This is a genomic window from Sulfitobacter sp. HI0129 (genome assembly GCF_001635395.1).
Lineage (GTDB): Bacteria > Pseudomonadota > Alphaproteobacteria > Rhodobacterales > Rhodobacteraceae > Sulfitobacter.
In genome coordinates this window covers 1-20,734 of the sequence record NZ_LWGH01000171.1, presented here as the reverse complement: position 1 = coordinate 20,734, position 20,734 = coordinate 1, and the positions used below count along the sequence as shown (strand labels likewise).

The window sequence follows — 20,734 nt, the reverse complement described above, 5'->3', positions numbered from 1 at the left end:
GAACCGACCACGGAGACCATCACATTCGTCAAGGCCAACCCGGTCGAGACTGTCTACCTCGATGGTGAAGTCGTCGTAGGCGCCGGTGTCCCCCAGACCGTGACAACCTACGAAGTGCCGCAGGAAGGTCTGCGCTACGTCAACATCAACAGCCAGACCGTTCTGGTCGATGCCGAGACAGGTGTGATCGTACAGGTTCTGCGCTAAACCTTGCGTAGCAACCAATTAGGGGAGGGGTCCGGTTTCCGGGCCCCTTTTTTTCGATGGCTATCCGGTTGAGCAGGGATGGTCCGAAATGCTTGCAGACGCGACGCTCGCTGGACAAAGACGCGCCCCTGTGACACTTCCGGCGCAACAGGAGTAGAGCCATGTCCGACCAGACCCCCGATCAGATCATCACCCGTTTCGCGCCCTCCCCGACAGGGTGGATCCACGTGGGCAACCTGCGCACCGCATTGATGAACTGGATGATCGCGCGGAAAGCTGGTGGGACCTTCATCCTGCGGATCGACGACACCGATCCCGAACGGTCCAAGGAAGAATACGTCGACGGGATCAAGCGTGATCTCGACTGGCTCGGCCTGCATTGGGATCGGGTGGAGCGCCAGTCCGAACGACTGGACCGGTACGGGGAAGCCGCTGAGGAGTTGCGCCGCATGGGCCGCTTCTACGAGGCGTTCGAGACGCCGACGGAACTGGACCTCAAGCGCAAGAAGCAGCTGAACATGGGGCGCCCTCCGGTCTATGACCGGGCGGCGCTGAAACTGTCCGACGCCGAAAAAGATGCCCTGCGCGCCGAGCGCGGTGCCGGGGTGTGGCGGTTCAAGCTGGATCAGGAGCGGATCGAGTGGCGCGACGGTATCTTGGGCGACATCTCGATCGACGCCGCCAGTGTCAGCGACCCCGTACTGATCCGTGGAGACGGGCAGATCCTCTATACGCTCGCATCTGTTGTGGACGACACCGAGATGGGGGTGACCCATGTGGTGCGCGGCTCCGATCATGTGACCAACACGGCCACCCAGATCCAGATCATGCAGGCGCTGGGCGGGAGTGTTCCGGAATTTGCCCATCATTCCCTGCTGACGGGTCCGCAGGGCGAGGCGCTGAGCAAACGTCTCGGCGTGCTGGCACTGAAGGATCTGCGTGAACGCGGCGTGCAGCCGATGGCGCTGTTGAGCCTGATGGCGCGGCTCGGCTCGTCGGACCCGGTCGAATTGCGCACGGATCTCGAAACACTGATCGAAGGGTTCGATATCGGGCATTTCGGTTCCGCTCCGACCAAGTTCGATGTAGAGGATCTCTTCCCCCTGACAGGGCGCTATTTGCAGACGCTCCCGCTCGAACGCGTGGCGGAAGAGGTCCGCGCCGCCGGGGTGCCCGATGCGCAGGCGGAGCGTTTCTGGTCTGTGACCCGCGAAAACATCCGCACCCTGCGGGACCTGCCCGCGTGGTGGGTCATGTTCCGTGATGGCGCCGAGCCCGTGATCGAGGAAGAAGACCGCGCCTTCGTCGCGCAGGCGATGGAACTGCTGCCCGAACCGCCCTTCAATGACGAGACATGGGCGCAGTGGACGAGCGAGGTGAAGGAAGCCACCGGGCGCAAGGGCCGGGGGCTTTTCCGCCCCCTGCGGCTTGCGCTCACGGGGCAGGAACACGGGCCTGACATGGCGCAGGTCATGCCTCTGCTGCAGACCGTGAAGGCCCGTAGCTGATCGCGCGTTTGAGGCTGCTGCCGGACGCTCCGCGGGGAGTATTTGCCAAAGGGTGAAGGGGCTGCGCGCCTCAGGGCGCGGAATGCGTGATTTCCGGTGTTTCCCGCCGGCGGGGGCGCATACCCGGCGCGACACGGGCGAGGTTTTCGTCGACCAGTGCTTTTTCTTCATCCGTCAGGGGTTGGTGGCGCGGATAAAGCGGATTATCCCGGTCGTCCAGAACCGCTGTGTCCCAATTGTCGGTGGTGTCGAAAAAGCGGGTGACGCCGTCGATGCCATAGACCCGCGCGAACCCCTGTACCACCACGTCGAGATAGCTCAGCAGGATCACGTGATCGCCCGCCGCGCCGGTTTTTTCGGGCGGTATGGCGTAATGGGATACGTCCGGGGAGGGCAGGATATCGTGCAGCACCGCCCCGCCCGATGCATGCCGGGCATAGCCGTATTCGCGGGCGTCGAGTGCCGCCCAGTCGGCGCCGGGAACCGCTGCGACAAGCCCGTCGATCGTCGTTTCGCGGTGTGGATTGACGCTGAGAAAGACGACCTCGCGCCCTGCGGTACGCACCCACGCGCGGCGCCAGCCCTGCAGGCGCGCGGGGCGGGTATCGGGGTAGTCGTGGGTGTTGCGATTGACGAGGCTGCCGTAGCCAAAGAAATATGGAGTCATGCCGCATGGATAGGCAGGCGCTTCACCCATGGCAAGGTCTCCGGATGGTGCAAGGCCGGTTCATGCCGTCTTGACCTGCTCATGCGCCCCGGCCTACCTATGTGCATCCGTCACGGGAGAATCGGCCTTGCCGATGCCGAAGGAGCAACCGCCCCGGAAACTCTCAGGCCGCAGGACCGCGACGGGACCGACAGACTCTGGAGAGAGGCGCGTGCGCCCGCCGAAGGGATAACGATCTCAGGCGAAAGGACAGAGGGGGCACTTGCGGGTCGCATGTCGCGGCGCGGTTGTGCCGGTTGGTCTTTGGGCTTCCGGTCGGACAGGAAAGAGACCGGATGACCGAACTGAAGCGGACCCCCCTTTACGATCTTCACATGGCGCAGGGCGCCAAGATGGTACCCTTCGCTGGCTATGAAATGCCGGTGCAATATCCGATGGGCGTGATGAAGGAACACCTTCAGACCCGCGAGGCGGCCGGTCTGTTCGATGTGAGCCACATGGGGCAGGTACTGCTTTCGGGCGCGTCCTGGGACGCGGTGGCGAAAGCCTTCGAGGCGCTGGTGCCGCAGGACGTTCTGGGCCTTGAGGACGGGCGCCAGCGCTATGGATTTTTCACTAACGAAGAGGGCGGGATCGAGGATGACCTGATGTTCGCCCGGCGGGGGCAGGACCTCTTTGTCGTGGTGAACGCCGCCTGCAAGGAAGCGGACATCGACCGGATGCGTGCGGCGCTGGAGCCCGGGGTGACGATTACGGAACTGGGGGATCGTGCATTGCTGGCGCTGCAGGGCCCGGCGGCGGAAGACGTGATGGCGGGTCTCGACCCCCGGGCCGGCGACATGCGGTTCATGGATTTGCGGGAACTCGAACTCGGCGGAATTGCGGTCTGGGCCTCGCGCTCTGGTTATACGGGCGAGGACGGCTGGGAGATTTCGGTGCCGGGGGACGAGGCCACACGCCTCGCCGAGCTTTTGCTCGCCTCATCCGAGGTGGCCCCGATCGGATTGGGCGCGCGGGATTCGCTGCGGCTTGAGGCGGGCCTGTGTCTCTACGGCAATGACATCGATGCGGAGACCGACCCGGTGGCGGCGGCACTGACATGGGCCATCCAGAAAGCACGCCGCCCCGGCGGCGCGCGGGCCGGGGGGTTTCCCGGTGCCGAGGCGGTGTTTCAGGCGCTGGAACACGGCCCCGACCGCAAGCGGGTCGGGCTGCTTCCCGACGGACGCGCGCCCATGCGGGCGGGCACGCCGGTTTTCGACAGGCAGGAAGGCGGCGATCCCGTGGGCATCGTGACATCCGGAAGCTTTGGCCCCACTGTCGGCGGGCCGGTCGCCATGGGATATGTCGATGCCGAGCATCACGAAACCGGAACGCGGCTCTGGGGTGAGGTGCGCGGAAAGCGGCTGCCCTTGACCGTTGCAAAGCTGCCTTTTGTCGCGGCAAACTTCAAACGTTGAACGAAACAGGGAACGAGCACATCATGAAATTCACCGAGGAACACGAGTGGCTGCGCGTGGAGGGCGACGAGATCGTCGTCGGCATCACGAACCATGCGGCCGAACAACTGGGCGATGTGGTTTTCGTCGAACTCCCGGACGAAGGGATCACCGTCAGCAAGGACGATGAAGTCGTGGTGATCGAAAGCGTCAAGGCGGCGTCGGACATCCTCGCCCCGATTGACGGGGAGATCACGGAAGTGAACTCCGCGCTGACCGACACCCCCAGCATGGTGAACGACGATCCGCAGGGGGAGGCATGGTTCTTCAAGATGAAGGCCAGCGATCCCTCGCAGATGGATGATTTCATGGATGAAGCGGCCTACCAGAAGTTCATCGGGTAGCGCGTGACGCCCCGCCGGGAGCCTCCGGCGGGGATTTTTTTGCCATTTGGAAGACGAGGACCTGCAACATGGCTTTCAAGCCGACGGATTACCTGCCCTATGATTTCGCCAACCGGCGGCATATCGGCCCATCGCCTGCGGAAATGGCGGAGATGCTGGACGTGGTGGGTGCAGAAAGCCTCGACGCGCTGATTGACGACACTTTGCCCCGGGGCATCCGGCAGGATGAACCGCTCGATTTTGGCAAGGCGATGAGCGAGCGCGAAGTGCTGGAGCATATGCGGGTTGTCGCCAGCAAGAACCGGGTTCTGACGAGCCTGATCGGGCAGGGCTATCACGGTACGGTGACACCCCCCGCGATCCAGCGCAACATTCTGGAAAATCCGGCGTGGTACACCGCCTATACGCCCTATCAGCCGGAGATCAGCCAGGGCCGGCTGGAGGCGCTGCTGAACTTCCAGACCATGGTGAGCGATCTGACCGGGTTGGAGATTGCCAACGCGTCCTTGCTGGATGAAGCCACCGCCTGCGCCGAGGCGATGACGATGGCGCAGCGCGTGGCCAAATCCAAGGCGAAGGCCTTCTTCGTCGACCGCGACTGTCATCCGCAGAATATCGCCGTGATGCAGACACGCGCCGCGCCGTTGGGGATCGAGGTGATCGTCGGCAATCCGGACAAGCTGGAGGCGGACAAGGTCTTTGGTGCGATCTTCCAGTATCCCGGCACATACGGGCACGTGCGCGATTTCACCCCGCAGATGGAGGCGCTTCACGCCGCACAGGCGGTCGGTATCGTTTCTGCCGATCCGCTGTCGCTCACCCTGTTGAAGGAGCCGGGCGAGATGGGCGCCGACATCGCCGTCGGATCGACCCAGCGGTTCGGCGTGCCCGAAGGCTATGGCGGGCCGCATGCCGCCTATATGGCCTGCCGGGACGCGATGAAGCGGGCCATGCCGGGCCGTATCGTGGGCGTCAGCATCGACGCGCATGGCAACCGGGCCTACCGGCTTTCGCTGCAGACGCGCGAACAGCACATCCGCCGCGAAAAGGCCACGTCCAACGTCTGCACCGCGCAGGCTTTGCTGGCGGTTATGGCCTCCATGTATGCGGTGTTCCACGGCCCCAAGGGGCTGAAGGCCATTGCCCAGCGTATCCACCGCAAGACCGTCCGGCTGGCGAAGGGGCTGGAGGCGGCGGGTTTCAAGGTCGATCCTTCGGCCTTTTTCGATACGATCACCGTGGGCGTGGGGCCGCTGCAGGCGGCGGTTATGAAATCGGCGGTGGACGAGGGGATCAACCTGCGCCGCGTGGGCGAAACGCGCGTGGGCATCACGCTGGATGAGCGGACGCGCCCCGAAACGATCGAGGCGGTCTGGCGCGCCTTCGGGATCGAACGGGCGGATGACGATTTCACCCCCGATTACCGTGTGCCGGACGCGATGTTGCGCACGTCGGATTATCTGACCCATCCGATCTTTCACATGAACCGGGCCGAGACCGAGATGATGCGCTATATGCGTCGTCTGGCGGACCGCGACCTTGCGCTCGACCGTGCGATGATCCCGCTCGGCTCCTGCACCATGAAGCTGAACTCCGCCGCCGAGATGATGCCGGTGAGTTGGCGTGAATTCTCGCTCATCCATCCCTATGCGCCCGCCGATCAGGCCTTGGGATACCGCGAGATGATCGATGACCTGTCGGCAAAGCTGTGCGACATCACCGGATATGACGCGATCTCGATGCAGCCGAATTCCGGCGCGCAGGGCGAATACGCGGGTCTGTTGACCATCGCGGCCTATCACCGGGCGCAGGGGCAGGGGCACCGCAACATCTGCCTCATCCCTATGAGCGCCCATGGTACGAACCCCGCCTCTGCCCAGATGGTCGGCTGGAAAGTCGTGGTTGTGAAGACCGCCTCGAACGGCGACATCGATCTCGACGACTTCCGCGAGAAGGCCGAGAAACACGCCGATGCGCTGGCGGGCTGCATGATCACCTATCCCTCCACGCACGGCGTCTTTGAAGAAACGGTGCATGAGGTCACGCGGATCACCCATGAGGCGGGCGGTCAGGTCTATATCGACGGGGCCAACATGAACGCCATGGTCGGGCTGTCGCGGCCCGGCGACCTCGGTGGAGACGTGAGCCACCTGAACCTGCACAAGACGTTCTGCATCCCCCATGGCGGCGGCGGGCCCGGCATGGGGCCGATCGGGGTCAAGGCGCATCTGATCGCGCATCTGCCGGGGCATCCGGTACGGGGAGGGGCAGAGGGGCCGGTCAGCGCCGCGCCCTACGGCTCGCCCTCGCTCCTGCCGATTTCATGGGCCTATTGCCTTATGATGGGGGGCGATGGGCTGACGCAGGCTACCCGCGTCGCGATCCTGAACGCCAACTATATCGCGCGGCGGCTCGAAGGGGCGTTCGACGTCCTTTACAAGGGGCCGTCGGGCAGGGTCGCGCATGAATGCATCATCGATGTGCGTCCTTTCGACGAGTCCGCCGGGATTACCGTGGAGGATATCGCCAAGCGTCTGATCGACTGCGGCTTCCACGCGCCCACCATGTCATGGCCGGTGGCCGGTACGCTGATGGTGGAGCCGACGGAGAGCGAGACCAAGGCAGAGCTGGACCGCTTCTGTGAGGCCATGCTCGCCATTCGGGAGGAGATACGCGACATCGAGGAGGGGCGCATCGACGCGCAGAACAACCCGCTCAAGAACGCGCCGCATACGGTCGAGGATTTGGTGCTGGAATGGGGCGAAAGGCCCTATAGCCGGGAGCAGGGATGCTTCCCGCCGGGGGCCTTCCGGGTGGACAAGTACTGGCCCCCGGTCAACCGGGTGGACAACGTTCATGGCGACCGCAACCTGATCTGCACCTGCCCGCCGATGGAAGAATACGCCGAAGCCGCGGAATGAGACTTGCGCCCGCCGGGGTCGTTCAGCACGAACCGGCGGGCGTCTTGGGAATTTCGGCAAGCGGATGGGTGTCGATCATTCGCGTGCGCGAAGCACCTGCGCCGGTCGCACGTTGAGCGCATGAAGCGCAAAGCCCAAGCCCGCCGCCATGGTCGCGACGATACCCCCAGCGATGATGGCGAGCGCGGAGGGCCAGATCACCACGAAATCGGTTTCCATCACGTAGCGGCTCACGGCCCAGCCCCCCAAGACTCCCGCGATGAGAGCGACCGTGCCGGCGAACAATCCCAGAAGCGCGGCCCTCAGCGCGAAGCTGGCGGCGATGGCGCGGCGGGACGCGCCCAAAGTCTTTAGCAGCGCCGCTTCGAAAGCGCGCTCCCCGGCTCCGGCAGCCGCGGCCCCGATCAACACGACGAAACCGGTGACCAGCGTCGCCAGCGCCCCGTAGGAGACGGCCGCGGCGAGGCCGGAGAGGACCTCTGCCACCCGGTCGATCGCATCCCGGACCCTGACGGCCGTAATATTGGGATAGGTCTGGGCGAGGTCGCGCAGTATCGCCGCTTCGGCGTCAGGCGTCGCATAGACGGTCGAGATATAGGTATGGGGGGCGGCGGCGATGGCGGCGGGGTTCATCGTCAGGATGAAACCCAGCGCCGCGCCTGAATAATCCACCGTCTGGAAGTTGGCGATTGTCCCGGTGATGTCCCGGCCCAGCACATTGACCGTCAGGCTGTCACCGAGGGCGAGACCCATTTCCGCGCCTTCCTCCGCCGAAAAGCTGATGAGCGGGGGGCCTTCGTAATCGGGGGGCCACCACTCCCCGGCGGTGATCTCTGCGCGCGGGCCGGGCGCTTCGGCGTAGGTGATGCCCCGGTCGCCCTCCAGAACCCAATGATCGCCTGCGGTTTCCCGGGCCGGTGCGCCGTTGATGGCGGTGATGACGCCGCGCAGCATCGGGGCGCTGTCCACCCGGCTGACGCCGGGGTCGTCGCGCAGGCGGGTCGTGTAGCCCTCCATCTGGTCCTTTTGTATGTCGATGAAGAAGTAGGAGGGCGCGATATCGGGCAGGTTTCCTGCGATGGTCCGCCGGAGGTTACCGTCGATCTGGCCCACGGTGGCCAGCACCGACAGGCCGAGCCCCAGTGACAGAACGACGGCAGTGGCCCCCTCCGCCGGGCCGCCGATGGCCGCGAGGGCCCACCGCAGGCGGGGCATGCGCCGCGCCCGCGGGGCGAGGCTGCGCGCCGTCCTGCGCAAGAGCAGCGCAGCGAGGGCAAGCAGCGCGAGGGCCGCGGCGATGCCGCCCAGCGTCCACAGGGTCAACCACCAGCTTCCGTTGAGCCAGCCCGCCGTCAGCACCAGAACCGCCACGATGCCCGCCACTGTCACGACATAGCGGGGCGCGGGCAATCTGCGCGCGCCGGTCCATGCATCGCGAAAGAGCGTCGCCGCGCGGATGTTTTCAGCGCGTGCCAGCGGCCAGAGCGTAAAGGCAAATGCCGTGAGGATGCCGTAGAGCGCAGCTTCGCCCAAGGGTCCGGGATAGATGGCGAACCGTGCAGGCACCGGCAGCCGCGCCTCCATCACCGGGGCGAGAGCCAGCGGAATCGCGGCCCCCAGCACCACCCCGATTGCAACGCCGGCAAGCGATAGCGCCCCGATCTGGATCAGATAGGTCTGAAAGATTGTGGCCCTGTCCGCACCAAGTGCGCGAAGCGTCGCGATGACTTGGGTCTTCTGCGAAAGATAGGCTTGTACCGCCGCTGAAACGCCCACCCCACCCACGGCCAGGCCGGAAAGGCCTACCAGCACCAGAAAGGCGGCAAGCCGTTCCACGAAGCGGACGATGCCCGGCGCGCCCTGCCGCGCATCGCGCCAGCGCATGCCGCTGCCGTCGAACCGGGTTTCGGCCGCTTGTTCCAATGCCGCCAGGTTGGCCCCCGGGGGTAGATCGAGCCGATAGGCCGAATAAAAGAGCGTTCCCGGCCCGAGCAGCCCGGAGTCTGCGAGCGAGTCGCGCAGGACCATCGTACGGGGGCCGAGCGCAAAGCTGCCCCCGGTGCTGTCCGGCTCCCGCAGGAGAATGGCGGAAAGCCTGAAGGCCGTGGTGCCGAGGCGGAAGCTGTCCCCCGGCGCCAGCCCAAGCCGGTCGGCCAGTGACCTTTCCATGATACCGCCTGGTCGGCCTTCGCGCATGGCGAAGGCTTCGGCCAAAGGCATTGCCGGCTCCAGCCTGACCTCTCCGACCAGGGGATAGACGGGGTCCACTGCCTTGACCTGCGTGAGGGCCCGTTGCGCGGAATCCCCGTCGCCCACCGTCGCCATGGAGCGGAATTCGACAACCTCGGATAGGGCCTCGGCCCGGTCTTCCATCCAGCCACGTTCCTCCGCGTCGGCGAAGCGATAGGTGAATTGCAGTTCGGCATCGCCCCCCAGCAGCGCCGCCCCCTCCCGGGCCAGTCCGGCCTCGATTGCCGCGCGGACCGATCCGACAGCGGCAATGGCCGCCACCCCCAGTGCGAGACAGGCGAGGAAGAGGCGGAAGCCACGCAGGCCGCCGCGCAGCTCCCTCCGGGCCAAGCGTGTCGCCTGTCGCAGGCTCATGCGATACGACCGTCAGCCAATGTCACGATCCGGTCGCAGCGTTCGGCAAGGGCCGGATCATGGGTCACGAGGACGAGCGTGGCGCCATGCCGGTCCCGCAGGCCGAAGAGCAGGTCCATGATGGCCGCGCCATTGGCGCTGTCGAGATTGCCGGTAGGTTCATCCGCCAGAATGATCGCCGGGCGCGGAGCCGATGCGCGGGCCAATGCAACACGCTGCTGTTCGCCCCCCGACATCTGCGACGGGTAGTGCCCCCGCCGATGCCCGAGGCCGACCATCTCGAGTTCCTGCGCCGCCCGGTCGAAAGCGTCCCGGTTACCGCAGAGTTCCAGCGGGGTCGCCACATTCTCCAGCGCCGTCATCGTGGGGATAAGGTGGAAGGACTGGAAGACGATGCCTACCTTCCCGCGGCGAAAACGGGCAAGGGCGTCTTCGGACATATGGGTGAGACCCGTACCCAAGGCCTCGACGGTGCCGCCCGTCGCACGTTCCAGCCCGCCCATGATCATCAGCAATGATGACTTGCCGGAACCGGATGGCCCGGTCAGCGCGAGGCTTTCGCCGTGGGAAACCGTAAGCGCGATATCGTGAAGTATCCCGACCGGCCCGGCATTGCCCTCAAGGCTCAGCGTGACATCTTTGAGGTTGAACACCGGGGCGTCGGTCGGCTGGGTCATGAAAGGCCTTTCACTGCGTTCCGTTCGATATGGAGGTCGAGAGGAAATGCGCAAGTTGTTGATTGCGGCGGCAGTGATCGCGGGCCAGTCCCCCGCGAGCGCTGAAACGGTAATCGCCGCCTTCGGAGATTCACTGACGCAAGGGTACGGGCTGGTCCCCGAGGACGGTTTCGTCGCACAGCTTCAGAATTGGTTGGACGAGGCCGGGGCCGATGTTCGCCTGATCAATGCGGGTGTGTCGGGGGACACGACGGCGGGCGGGCTGGCGCGCATCGGATGGGCGCTGACACCCGAGGTTGACGGCATGATCGTCACGCTGGGCGGGAACGACCTGCTGCGCGGATTGGATCCCGCGCAGGCAAAGACGAACCTCACCGGGATTCTCGATGCTGCGGAAGACGCCGAGGTGGAAGTGCTGTTAGTTGGCCTGCAGGCACCGGGGAACTTCGGCCCCGAGTACAAGACAGCTTTCGACGCGATCTATCCCGATCTCGCGGCTGAATACGGTACCGGCTATTTCCGCAATTTCTTTGCGGGCCTCGTGCCAGAAGGTGAGGGCGGAACCTCGGTGTCCCTTCAGAAGTATTTCCTGCCGGATGGCCTGCATCCCAACGCCGAAGGCGTCAGCCGGATCGTCGAAGGGATCGGGCCGGCCGTGCTCGAACTAGTGGAGCGGGTAGAGGCCGACTGAAGCGCCGCGCGAAAATGCAACTCTCTGCGGGGCGCGGCGGCGCCCCGTTCAAATCCGTTCCGCTCCTTGCAACCGGGGCAGGCGCGCCCGGCGGAAGGATCAGGCTAAAGCGATATTGGCGGCGCTTTCGCGACCGTCCCGCCCGGCTTCGACGTCGTATGTCACCTTTTGGTTATCGGCCAGACCGGTCAGACCAGCGCGCTCGACGGCCGAGATATGGACAAAGATGTCCTTTCCGCCGCTGTCAGGCGCGATGAAGCCGTAGCCTTTAGTCGTGTTGAACCATTTTACGGTGCCTGTCGCCATGCTCCGTCTCTCCTGTGTTGATCTGCCCGCGGGATGCGGCAGCGTGGCTTACCGGAATTGATCGTACCGAAGCCTTGAGGAGCAGTGGTCGATGGTCTTCGCGTCGCCCTTCGATATTGAAAGCGTCCTTCTGAAAATCAAGCGATTCTGACCGCGATCCCGGCACTGGCGGACCTTTGCGCATCGAATTTCACCGTTTTGCAATAATTTTACCAGTTGATAAAATTTTGAATCCATGTGAGCGTTTGGGGAAGGAAGTCCGCCTAGGGAGGGTCAGATGGCACGAGACATGTTCGCACCGGGTATCGCCGCGGGGCGGCTGGAGCCGGAGGCCTACCGTGAAGGGTTTTCCGATCTGCACCCGCCGCTCGACGATCATGAGGCGCTGGTTCAGGCCGATCGCTGCTATTTCTGCCATGACGCGCCCTGCATGACGGCCTGCCCCACGGATATCGATATCCCGCTTTTCATTCGACAGATCGCCACCGGAACGCCGGATGCCGCGGCCAAGACGATCCTGAGCCAGAACATTCTGGGCGGCATGTGCGCGCGGGTCTGTCCGACGGAAACACTGTGCGAGGAGGTCTGCGTGCGTGAAGTGGCAGAGGGCAAACCCGTTCTGATCGGCCAGCTTCAGCGATATGCGACCGACCATTTGCAGGCGCAGGGCAAGCATCCGTTCACCCGAGCGGCGGCGACCGGCAAGACCATCGCGGTGGTGGGGGCAGGGCCTGCGGGCCTTTCCTGTGCGCACCGGCTGGCGATGCTGGGCCACGATGTCACGATCTACGACGCACGGCCAAAGCCCGGCGGTTTGAACGAATACGGGATCGCCGCCTACAAGACCCCGGAAGGTTTCGCGCAGGCCGAGGTCGACTGGCTCATGCAAATCGGGGGCATCACCTTTCGCCACGACGCAGCACTCGGGCGCGACATCACGCTGGCGGCGCTGAAAAAGGATCACGATGCGGTCTTTCTGGGCCTCGGGCTTGCCGGCGTCAACGCGCTGGGGGCAGAGGGCGAGGACAAGGACAACGTTACCAACGCCGTCGATTTCATTGCGGGTCTGCGCCAGTCGGATGACTTGTCAGGCCTGCCGATCGGGCGCGACGTTGTCGTCATCGGGGGCGGGATGACGGCGGTTGACGCCGCGGTGCAGGCCAAGTTGCTGGGCGCGCTGAATGTCACGCTGGTCTATCGCCGGGGGCGCGACCGCATGAACGCCAGCAGGTTCGAACAGGATCTGGCGGCAAGCAAGGGCGTGCGTATCATCACCCACGCCGTGCCGCTCGCCATTCACGGCAACGGCAGCGTACGGGAAATCGAGTTCGAATATGTCGATGCGGATATGCGGGGCAGCGGAGAGACTTTCCGCATCCCCGCGGATCAGGTCTTCAAGGCCATCGGTCAGACCCTGCACGGTGACGATCTGCCCGATCTGGACGGGCGCAAAATACGGACGGACGCGGCGGGCCGCACCTCTGTCGAGGGCGTCTGGGCCGGGGGAGACTGTACGCCTGCGGGGGATGATCTGACCGTGACCGCCGTGGCGCAGGGGCGCGACGCGGCGATGGATATTCACCGTCAGTTGACCGGGGGCTGAGGCATGGCGCCGGGCTTTCGGGGCCGGTGCGAGAGAAGTGAACTGCCGCATCGCATAGCAGAGGCGGCACGGGCCGGGCGGGGACCCGGGGGAACAGTGGAGGATCGAACATGGCCAATCTGCAAAGCGATTTCATCGGGATCAAATCCCCCAATCCCTTCTGGCTGGCCTCCGCGCCACCGACAGACAAGGAATACAACGTGCGCCGCGCCTATGAGGCCGGCTGGGGCGGTGTCGTCTGGAAGACGCTGGGCCTCGACCCGCATGTGGTCAACGTGAACGGCCCGCGCTACGGCGCGATCCATGGGGCGGACCGGCGGCTTCTGGGGCTCAACAACATCGAACTGATCACCGACCGCCCGCTGGAGGTGAACCTGCGCGAGATCAAGGCCGTCAAGCGGGACTATCCGGACCGTGCCATGGTCGTCTCGCTCATGGTGCCCTGCGAGGAAGAGCCGTGGAAATTCATCCTGCCCCTGGTGGAGGAGACGGGTGCTGACGGGGTCGAGCTCAACTTCGGCTGCCCGCACGGGATGAGCGAGCGCGGCATGGGCAGTGCCGTGGGGCAGGTGCCCGAATATATCGAAATGGTCACCCGCTGGGTGAAGGCCAACACGCGGATGCCGGTGATCGTGAAGCTGACGCCCAATATCACCGACGTGCGCAAACCGGCGGAGGCCGCCATGCGTGGCGGGGCGGATGCAGTGAGCCTGATCAATACGATCAATTCGATCACCAGCGTGGATCTGGACCTCTTCGCACCGGAGCCGACGATCGACGGCAAGGGCGCGCATGGCGGCTATTGCGGACCTGCCGTCAAGCCCATTGCCCTGAACATGGTGGCCGAAATCGCGCGTACCCCCGATATGGCCGATCTGCCCATCAGCGGGATCGGCGGCATCACGACGTGGCGCGACGCGGCTGAATTTCTGGCCCTTGGCGCTGGAAATGTTCAGGTCTGTACGGCGGCCATGACCTACGGTTTCAAAGTCGTGCAAGAGATGATCAGCGGGCTGAGCGACTACATGGACGAAAAGGGCATGACCTCGGTCGATGAACTGGTGGGTCGTGCGGTGCCCAATGTGACGGACTGGAACCAACTGAACCTGAACTACGTCGCCAAGGCGGCAATCAATCAGGATCTGTGCATATCCTGCGGTCGCTGCTTCGCCGCCTGTGAGGATACCAGCCATCAGGCCATCGCCATGTCCGACGATCGCAAGTTCACCGTGATCGACGAGGAATGCGTGGCCTGCAACCTCTGCGTCAATGTTTGCCCGGTGGAGGATTGCATCACCATGGAGCCTATGGCGGCAGGCCAAACCGATCCGCGCACAGGCGACGTGGTACAGCCGGAGTATGCCAACTGGACGACGCACCCCAATAACCCGGCGGCCAAGGCGGCAGAGTAGGCTCAGGTTTCGCCCCCCGGGGGCGTCTTCAGGGGGTGAGCAGCTTGCGGAACATGAAGGCGACGTGGCTTTCCGCCCCGTCCCATGCGGTCTGGGGGTCAGGCAGCAGGACCTGAAGCTGCGCCTCGAAATCCGCGTAATGCTGGGTGATCGCCCAGATCGACAGGATGAGGTGCGCAGGATCCATCCGGGCAAGCTTTCCGGCGTCCATCCACGCGCGGATCAGGTCGCATTTCGCATCGAAGAGCGGCTTCAGGCCGGATTGCAGATGCGGCTGCATACGCGGGGCGCCCTGAATGATCTCATTAGCGAACAGCCTGCTCTGGCGCGGATAGGCGCGGCTCATCTCCATCTTCTTGGTGATATAGCCCAGAAGCTCTTTCTGGGGGTCGCCGTCGGGGTCCATCTCTTCCAGCGGAGCGAGCCATTCGGACATGAGTTTGGCCAGAAGCTCCACGTGGATCGCTTCCTTGCCATCGAAATAATAAAGTATGTTGGGTTTGCTCAGTCCCGCCTCGGTGGCGATCTGGTCCAACGTCGAACCGCGGTAGCCATGGCGGGAAAAGACTTCCAGCGCGGCGTCGAGAATCACGCGGCGGTTCCGTTTCTGGATGCGGCTCGGTTTCTTCTGGCTGCCGTCCGGCATGGGCGCCCCTCGCTCTGGTGCCTGAATTTGCGGCACAGGTTCCGCGCTGCACCCCCGTCGGGAAAGCAGTTCTTGACAGAAACAAGACTAGACGCAATCGTGGATTTACCAAATGGTAAAAATTTTACCTTTGGTGGAATGACAAAGAGGAGCCCCGAATGGCCGCGCCCGGAGAGAACCTGAAGATCAATCCCGACCGGCTTTGGGACAGCCTGATGGAGATGGCCAAGATCGGACCCGGCGTCGCGGGCGGCAACAACCGCCAGACGCTGACAGACGCGGATGCCGAAGGCCGCGCGCTCTTTCAATCTTGGTGCGAGGCGGCGGGATGCACCATGGGTCTGGACCAGATGGGCAACATGTTTGCGCGGCGCGAAGGCCAGGACCCGGAGGCGCTGCCCGTCTACGTGGGCAGCCACCTCGACACCCAGCCCACGGGGGGCAAATACGACGGTGTGCTCGGCGTCTTGGGTGGTCTGGAAATCATCCGCACGCTGAACGATCTGGGCATCAAGACGAAACACCCCATCGTGGTGACGAATTTCACCAATGAAGAGGGAACGCGCTACGCGCCTGCCATGCTCTCTTCGGGGGTCTTCGCGGGCATCCACACGCAGGACTGGGCCTATGCCCGCGAGGATGCGGAGGGCAAGCGCTTCGGCGACGAATTGGACCGGATCGGCTGGAAGGGCGACGAGGAAGTCGGCGCGCGCAAGATGCATGCCTTTTTCGAACTGCATATCGAACAGGGGCCCATACTGGAAGCCGAAGGCAAGGAGATCGGCGTGGTGACCCATGGGCAGGGCCTGTCCTGGACCCAAGTCACCGTGACCGGCAAGGACAGCCATACCGGATCGACCCCCATGCCCATGCGGCATGACGCGGGCCTCGGCATGGCGCGCATTCTGGAAAAGGTGAACGAAATCGCGCTGAGCCATGCGCCACACGCGGTGGGGGCGGCGGGGCATATCGACGTCTATCCGAACTCGCGCAACGTGATCCCCGGCAAGGTGGTCTTTACCGTCGATTTCCGTTCGCCCGAGCTTGACGTGATCGAGGATATGGAATCGCGCCTGCGCGAAGAGGCCGGCAAGATCGCCGAGGATATGGGGCTGGAGGTTTCATTCGAAAAGGTGGGCGGTTTCGATCCCGTGGCCTTTGACGAAGGCTGCGTGAGAGCCGTGCGGAATGCGGCGGAGCGTTTGGGCTACAGTCACATGAACCTGATTTCCGGCGCAGGGCATGACGCCTGCTGGATCAACCGGGTGGCTCCCACGGCGATGGTGATGTGCCCCTGTGTCGACGGGCTGAGCCACAACGAGGCCGAAGAGATCAGCCGCGAATGGGCGCAGGCGGGTGCCGACGTGCTGATGCATGCAGTGGTCGAAACCGCCGAAGTCGTCGGCTGAACGGAGGCTGCGGTGATCGATCCCGATCTCGATATTGCCGGACGGATCGACGCGCTGATCGACGCGGAACTGGCCGAGGCGTCGCGCAGCGCGGACCGGATCACCCGGCGGACCGCGCGGGCCTTTGCGCAGGTACGACGCGTTCCGCGTGAGGTGACGGTCAATTTTTCGGGCGGCATCACCCAGCGGTGCTGGTCGGTCGCGCGGGGCGACGGGACCTACCGGGTCGTTTACCTGCCGACCGCGGGGTATTTTTCGCTCTGCGTGGAGAGCGATTTCGGGCCGCTGGATATCGGGGTGCACGGGCCGGCGCTGGGGTGTTTCGGGTCGGTCTGAGCCGGGGGCCTGCCCCCGGACCCCCGGGATTTGAAACCATTTGGAAGGACGAGGGAGAGACGCGATGAGCAAGGTGATCAAGGGCGGAACGGTCTGCACGGCGGACCGGACCTGGAAGGCCGATGTTCTGATCGAAGGCGAAACCATCAGCCGGATCGGCGAGGATCTTTCGGGTGACGAATATATCGATGCGGAAGGGGCCTATGTGATACCCGGCGGTATCGATCCGCACACGCATCTCGAGATGCCGTTCATGGGGACGACCGCGGCGGAAACCTTCGAATCCGGCACATGGGCCGCGGCGGCGGGCGGCACCACGATGGTCGTCGATTTCTGCCTGCCGGGCGCCGATGGCAGCATCAAGAACGCGATCAACGAATGGCACCGCAAGTCCGCGCCGCAGATCTGTTCGGACGTGGGCTATCATATGGCGATCACCGGCTGGGACGAGAACGTCTTCAACGAGATGAAGGATGCCGTCGAGATGGGCGTGAACTCGTTCAAGCATTTCATGGCTTACAAGGGCGCCCTGATGATCGAGGACGACGAGATGTTCGCCTCCTTCAAGCGCTGCGCGGAACTGGGCGCGCTGCCGATGGTTCATGCCGAGAACGGCGATCTGGTGGCGGAGCTTCAGCAGAAGTATTTCGATCAGGGCATCACCGGGCCGGAGGGTCACGCCTATTCCCGCCCGCCGGAGCTGGAGGGGGAGGCCGCCAACCGCGCGATCACCATCGCCGATACCGCCGGCGTGCCGCTTTATATCGTGCATGTCTCCTGCGAGCAGACCCATGAGGCCATCCGGCGGGCGCGCCAGAAGGGGATGCGGGTTTACGGAGAGCCGCTGATCCAGTTCCTGACGCTGGATGAGTCGGAGTATTTCAACAAGGACTGGGACCACGCCGCGCGCCGGGTAATGAGCCCGCCGTTCCGGTCGAAGGACCATCAGGATAGCCTCTGGGCCGGGTTGCAGGCGGGTTCGCTGCAGGTTGTCGCCACGGACCACGCCGCCTTCAACACTGAACAGAAGCGCGCGGGCCGTGAGGATTTCCGCATCATTCCCAACGGGTCGAACGGGTTGGAGGAACGGCTGGCCGTGCTGTGGACCGAAGGCGTCGAAACGGGGCGGCTTACCCCGAATGAATTCGTGGCATGCACCTCCACCAATGTGGCGAAGATCCTGAATATCTATCCGCGCAAGGGGGCGCTGGTGGAAGGGGCAGATGCCGATATCGTCGTCTGGGATCCGAAGATCACCAAGACCATCAGCACGTCGAACCATCATTCGGTTCTGGATTACAACGTGTTCGAAGGCTTCGAGGTCAAGGCGCAAAGCCGCTATACGCTCAACCGGGGCGAGGTCATCTGGGCCTGGGGGCAGAACAGCCAGCCCAATCCGGGCAGGGGGCGGTTCATTCCCCGACCGGCCTTCCCGAGTGCGAATGTCGCGCTGAGCAAGTGGAAGGAGTTGAACAGCCCCAAGATGATCAAGCGCGATCCGCTGAATATTCCGGCGGGGATTTGAAGGTTGGCCCCATCAGCGGTTTCTGTTGAGCGCGCATGCCTGCAGCCTTATCGTTCTGCCGGACGACAAGCATGAACAAACATATGAACGAGGCGACCATCACACAGACAATCGAAACCGCTCCGGGCACGCCGGTCATCGCGGCGCGTGGCCTCGACTTGACCTTCCAGACCAATGACGGCCCCGTCCATGCGCTGCGCGACGTATCGCTCGATATCGCGAAAGGCGATTTCGTCAGTTTCATCGGCCCGTCGGGCTGCGGCAAGACGACCTTCCTGCGGGTGATGGCTGATCTCGAAGAGCCGACGGGGGGCAGCGTGACCGTCAACGGGGTCACCCCGGCGGAGGCGCGGCGGGCCCGGGCCTATGGCTATGTCTTTCAGGCGGCGGGGCTTTATCCGTGGCGGACAATCGGGGGCAATATCCGCCTGCCGTTGGAGATCATGGGGATACCGCGGGCGGAACAGGCTGAACGGGTGCGCCGCGTGCTCGAGCTGGTCGAGTTGGGCGGGTTCGAGAAGAAGTTTCCATGGCAGCTTTCGGGTGGGATGCAGCAGCGCGCCTCCATCGCGCGGGCGCTCAGCTTCGATGCGGATATTCTGCTGATGGATGAGCCCTTTGGCGCGCTGGACGAGATCGTGCGCGACCATCTGAACGAGCAGTTGCTGAAGCTTTGGGAACGGACAGGCAAGACGATCGCCTTTGTCACCCATTCGATACCCGAAGCGGTGTATCTGTCGACCAAGATCGTCGTGATGTCGCCCCGGCCGGGGCGGATCACCGATGTCATCGAAAGCCCCTTGCCGAAGGAGCGCCCGCTGGACATCCGGGACACGCCCGAGTTTCTCGAAGTGGCGCACCGGGTGCGCGAAGGTTTGCGGGCGGGGCATCAGGATGAGTGAACGTCGGTCTGATCGCGGGGGCTGCCGCAGGAGTATTTCCGAAAGGGTGAAGGGGAGGGCGCGCGCATGAGCCGGAGCCTGTTGCCGGTTCTGACCGTCCTCGCCTTCATCGGGGTGATCTGGTACGCCGCTGCGGTCGCGCTGAATGCGCCATGGGCCTATGACAAGGCGCAGCGGGCCGGGGTGGAACTGACGCTTCCCGCGCTTGTCTCCGACACCTGGGCGCAGGACAAGCCGAAGCTGCCGGCGCCCCATCAGGTGGGTGCGGAATTGTGGGAGACCACCGTTCAAAAGAAGGTCACATCGAAGCGGTCGCTGGTTTATCACGCATGGATCACGCTGAGCGCGACGCTGCTGGGATTTGTCCTGGGGACCGGGCTCGGCATCCTGCTGGCTGTCGGCATCGTCTTCAACCGCACCATGGACATGAGCGTGATGCCCTGGGTCATCGCGAGCCAGACCATTCCGATCCTTGCCATCGCACCGATGATCATCGTCGTGCTGAACGCGGTGGGAATTTCCGGGCTGTTGCCCAAGGCGATGATCAGCATGTATCTGTCGTTCTTCCCGGTTGTTGTCGGCATGGTGAAGGGTCTGCGCAGCCCCGATGCGATGCAGCTCGATCAGATGCGCACGTGGAACGCCAGTGCGGCGCAGACCTTCTGGAAGCTGAGGTTGCCTGCCTCGATGCCCTATTTCTTTACGTCGCTGAAGATCGCCATGGCGGCCTCACTCGTCGGGGCGATTGTGGGTGAACTGCCGACGGGGGCGGTGGCCGGGCTGGGGGCGCGTTTGCTGGGCGACAGCTACTATGGCCAGACGATCCAGATCTGGAGCGCGCTGATCATGGCGGCGGCATTGGCGGCGGCGCTGGTGGGCACCATCGGGATCATTCAGCGGGTCACCCTGAAACGGATGGGCATGGCATGACCGGGTGGCTGATCTTTGCCGTATTGGCGTGGATTGCGGGCATGGCGATCAACATGGCCCTCGCGCGGCGACCGGACGGGCGCTGGGCAGGCGTTCTGGCACCCGTGGTTTTCGGGATCACCCTCATCGCCGTCTGGGAAGGGATCGTGCACGGGTTCGGGATCAACCAGGTCTTGCTGCCTGCGCCTTCGGCCATCGCCGCCCGCTTCGTGACCTCCACGGGAATCCTGTGGGTCGACTTCGTCCAGACTGTGCTGAAAGGCGCGTTGACCGGCTATATCATCGGCTGCGGGGCCGCCTTTCTCACCGCGCTGGCGATTGACCGCTTTCCCTTCCTGCAGCGCGGATTGCTGCCCGTTGGCAACTTCGTCGCGGCGCTTCCGGTGATTGGCATGGCGCCGATCCTGGTGATGTGGTTCGGCTTTGATTGGCAGTCGAAGGCTGCCGTCGTGGTGGTCATGGTGTTCTTTCCCGTGCTGGTGAATACCGTGCAGGGGCTGCAGGACACCGATGCCATGCAGCGCGATCTGATGCGGACCTATGCCGC

Annotated in this window: 19 protein-coding genes and 1 riboswitch; of the genes, 14 read left to right on the top strand and 5 right to left on the bottom strand. The window is 64.2% G+C overall.

Annotation, left to right across the window (positions count from 1 at the left end; translation table 11 throughout):
* Together A3764_RS01680 and gltX are read left to right on the top strand one after the other, a co-directional pair.
* On the top strand, window positions 1-207 hold a 207-nt coding region (locus A3764_RS01680; protein ID WP_150122046.1), incomplete at its 5' end, for a DUF1236 domain-containing protein.
* 161 nt (window positions 208-368) lie between these two features.
* Window positions 369-1,715, top strand: coding sequence for a glutamate--tRNA ligase (gltX, locus tag A3764_RS01675; protein ID WP_067922176.1), 1,347 nt, complete (start codon window positions 369-371; stop codon window positions 1,713-1,715).
* Window positions 1,716-1,785: 70 nt separating this feature from the next.
* Here the strand turns inward: gltX and A3764_RS01670 are convergent, their stop codons facing one another.
* The gene (locus tag A3764_RS01670; RefSeq protein ID WP_236627988.1) at window positions 1,786-2,412 is read right to left on the bottom strand and encodes a gamma-glutamylcyclotransferase family protein; all 627 of its coding nucleotides are present in this window, start codon (window positions 2,410-2,412) and stop codon (window positions 1,786-1,788) included.
* 73 nt (window positions 2,413-2,485) lie between these two features.
* A riboswitch (glycine riboswitch) is annotated at window positions 2,486-2,571 on the top strand.
* Between the two features lie 146 nt (window positions 2,572-2,717).
* Between A3764_RS01670 and gcvT the strand changes: the two genes are divergently transcribed.
* The 3 genes from gcvT to gcvP all read left to right on the top strand — a co-directional run bounded on the left by gcvT (window position 2,718) and on the right by gcvP (window position 7,146).
* Window positions 2,718-3,842 (top strand): glycine cleavage system aminomethyltransferase GcvT, encoded by a 1,125-nt coding sequence (gene gcvT / locus A3764_RS01665; RefSeq protein ID WP_067922179.1) that lies wholly within the window; start codon window positions 2,718-2,720, stop codon window positions 3,840-3,842.
* A 23-nt stretch (window positions 3,843-3,865) separates the two neighbouring features.
* Window positions 3,866-4,225 carry a glycine cleavage system protein GcvH gene (gene gcvH / locus A3764_RS01660; protein ID WP_067922193.1) on the top strand — a complete coding sequence of 120 codons (360 nt, stop codon included), beginning with the start codon at window positions 3,866-3,868 and terminating at the stop codon, window positions 4,223-4,225.
* Between the two features lie 68 nt (window positions 4,226-4,293).
* Window positions 4,294-7,146, top strand: a complete 2,853-nt coding sequence (gene gcvP / locus A3764_RS01655) for an aminomethyl-transferring glycine dehydrogenase (protein WP_067922182.1) — start codon at window positions 4,294-4,296, stop codon at window positions 7,144-7,146.
* Between the two features lie 75 nt (window positions 7,147-7,221).
* Here the strand turns inward: gcvP and A3764_RS01650 are convergent, their stop codons facing one another.
* Both A3764_RS01650 and A3764_RS01645 read right to left on the bottom strand, forming a co-directional pair.
* Complete coding sequence (locus A3764_RS01650; RefSeq protein ID WP_067951086.1) at window positions 7,222-9,750, bottom strand: ABC transporter permease; 2,529 nt, start codon at window positions 9,748-9,750, stop codon at window positions 7,222-7,224.
* Window positions 9,747-10,427 (bottom strand): ABC transporter ATP-binding protein, encoded by a 681-nt coding sequence (locus A3764_RS01645; RefSeq protein ID WP_067923776.1) that lies wholly within the window; start codon window positions 10,425-10,427, stop codon window positions 9,747-9,749. The genes A3764_RS01650 and A3764_RS01645 overlap by 4 nt, the downstream gene beginning before the upstream one ends.
* 46 nt (window positions 10,428-10,473) lie before the next feature.
* Between A3764_RS01645 and A3764_RS01640 the strand changes: the two genes are divergently transcribed.
* The gene (locus A3764_RS01640; protein ID WP_067923779.1) at window positions 10,474-11,118 is read left to right on the top strand and encodes an arylesterase; all 645 of its coding nucleotides are present in this window, start codon (window positions 10,474-10,476) and stop codon (window positions 11,116-11,118) included.
* A gap of 99 nt (window positions 11,119-11,217) precedes the next feature.
* On the opposite strand, the gene A3764_RS01635 is transcribed toward A3764_RS01640, so the two are convergent.
* Window positions 11,218-11,424: a cold-shock protein gene (locus tag A3764_RS01635; protein ID WP_067923781.1), complete on the bottom strand. Its 207-nt coding sequence runs from the start codon at window positions 11,422-11,424 to the stop codon at window positions 11,218-11,220.
* Window positions 11,425-11,701: 277 nt separating this feature from the next.
* Here A3764_RS01635 and A3764_RS01630 point away from each other — a divergent pair, with 277 nt between their 5' ends.
* Both A3764_RS01630 and preA read left to right on the top strand, forming a co-directional pair.
* Entirely contained in the window at window positions 11,702-13,027 is a 1,326-nt protein-coding gene (locus A3764_RS01630) for an NAD(P)-dependent oxidoreductase (protein ID WP_067923785.1), read from the top strand.
* Between the two features lie 110 nt (window positions 13,028-13,137).
* On the top strand, window positions 13,138-14,439 hold the full coding sequence (preA, locus tag A3764_RS01625; protein ID WP_067923788.1) for an NAD-dependent dihydropyrimidine dehydrogenase subunit PreA: 1,302 nt from the start codon (window positions 13,138-13,140) through the stop codon (window positions 14,437-14,439).
* A 28-nt stretch (window positions 14,440-14,467) separates the two neighbouring features.
* On the opposite strand, the gene A3764_RS01620 is transcribed toward preA, so the two are convergent.
* A complete protein-coding gene (locus A3764_RS01620) occupies window positions 14,468-15,085 on the bottom strand; it encodes a TetR family transcriptional regulator C-terminal domain-containing protein (protein ID WP_067923792.1) in 618 nt (205 codons plus the stop codon).
* 158 nt (window positions 15,086-15,243) lie between these two features.
* Between A3764_RS01620 and A3764_RS01615 the strand changes: the two genes are divergently transcribed.
* From A3764_RS01615 to A3764_RS01590, 6 genes are all read left to right on the top strand, one after another.
* Window positions 15,244-16,494: a Zn-dependent hydrolase gene (locus A3764_RS01615; RefSeq protein ID WP_067923795.1), complete on the top strand. Its 1,251-nt coding sequence runs from the start codon at window positions 15,244-15,246 to the stop codon at window positions 16,492-16,494.
* 12 nt (window positions 16,495-16,506) lie between these two features.
* Entirely contained in the window at window positions 16,507-16,830 is a 324-nt protein-coding gene (locus A3764_RS01610) for a hypothetical protein (RefSeq protein WP_067923798.1), read from the top strand.
* A 64-nt stretch (window positions 16,831-16,894) separates the two neighbouring features.
* The gene (gene hydA / locus A3764_RS01605; protein ID WP_067923801.1) at window positions 16,895-18,355 is read left to right on the top strand and encodes a dihydropyrimidinase; all 1,461 of its coding nucleotides are present in this window, start codon (window positions 16,895-16,897) and stop codon (window positions 18,353-18,355) included.
* A gap of 83 nt (window positions 18,356-18,438) precedes the next feature.
* Window positions 18,439-19,257 carry an ABC transporter ATP-binding protein gene (locus tag A3764_RS01600; RefSeq protein WP_067923831.1) on the top strand — a complete coding sequence of 273 codons (819 nt, stop codon included), beginning with the start codon at window positions 18,439-18,441 and terminating at the stop codon, window positions 19,255-19,257.
* 66 nt (window positions 19,258-19,323) lie between these two features.
* The gene (locus A3764_RS01595) at window positions 19,324-20,187 is read left to right on the top strand and encodes an ABC transporter permease (RefSeq protein WP_067951084.1); all 864 of its coding nucleotides are present in this window, start codon (window positions 19,324-19,326) and stop codon (window positions 20,185-20,187) included.
* Window positions 20,184-20,734: ABC transporter permease (locus tag A3764_RS01590; RefSeq protein ID WP_067951081.1), on the top strand; the 551-nt coding region annotated here is incomplete at its 3' end. The genes A3764_RS01595 and A3764_RS01590, both read left to right, overlap by 4 nt.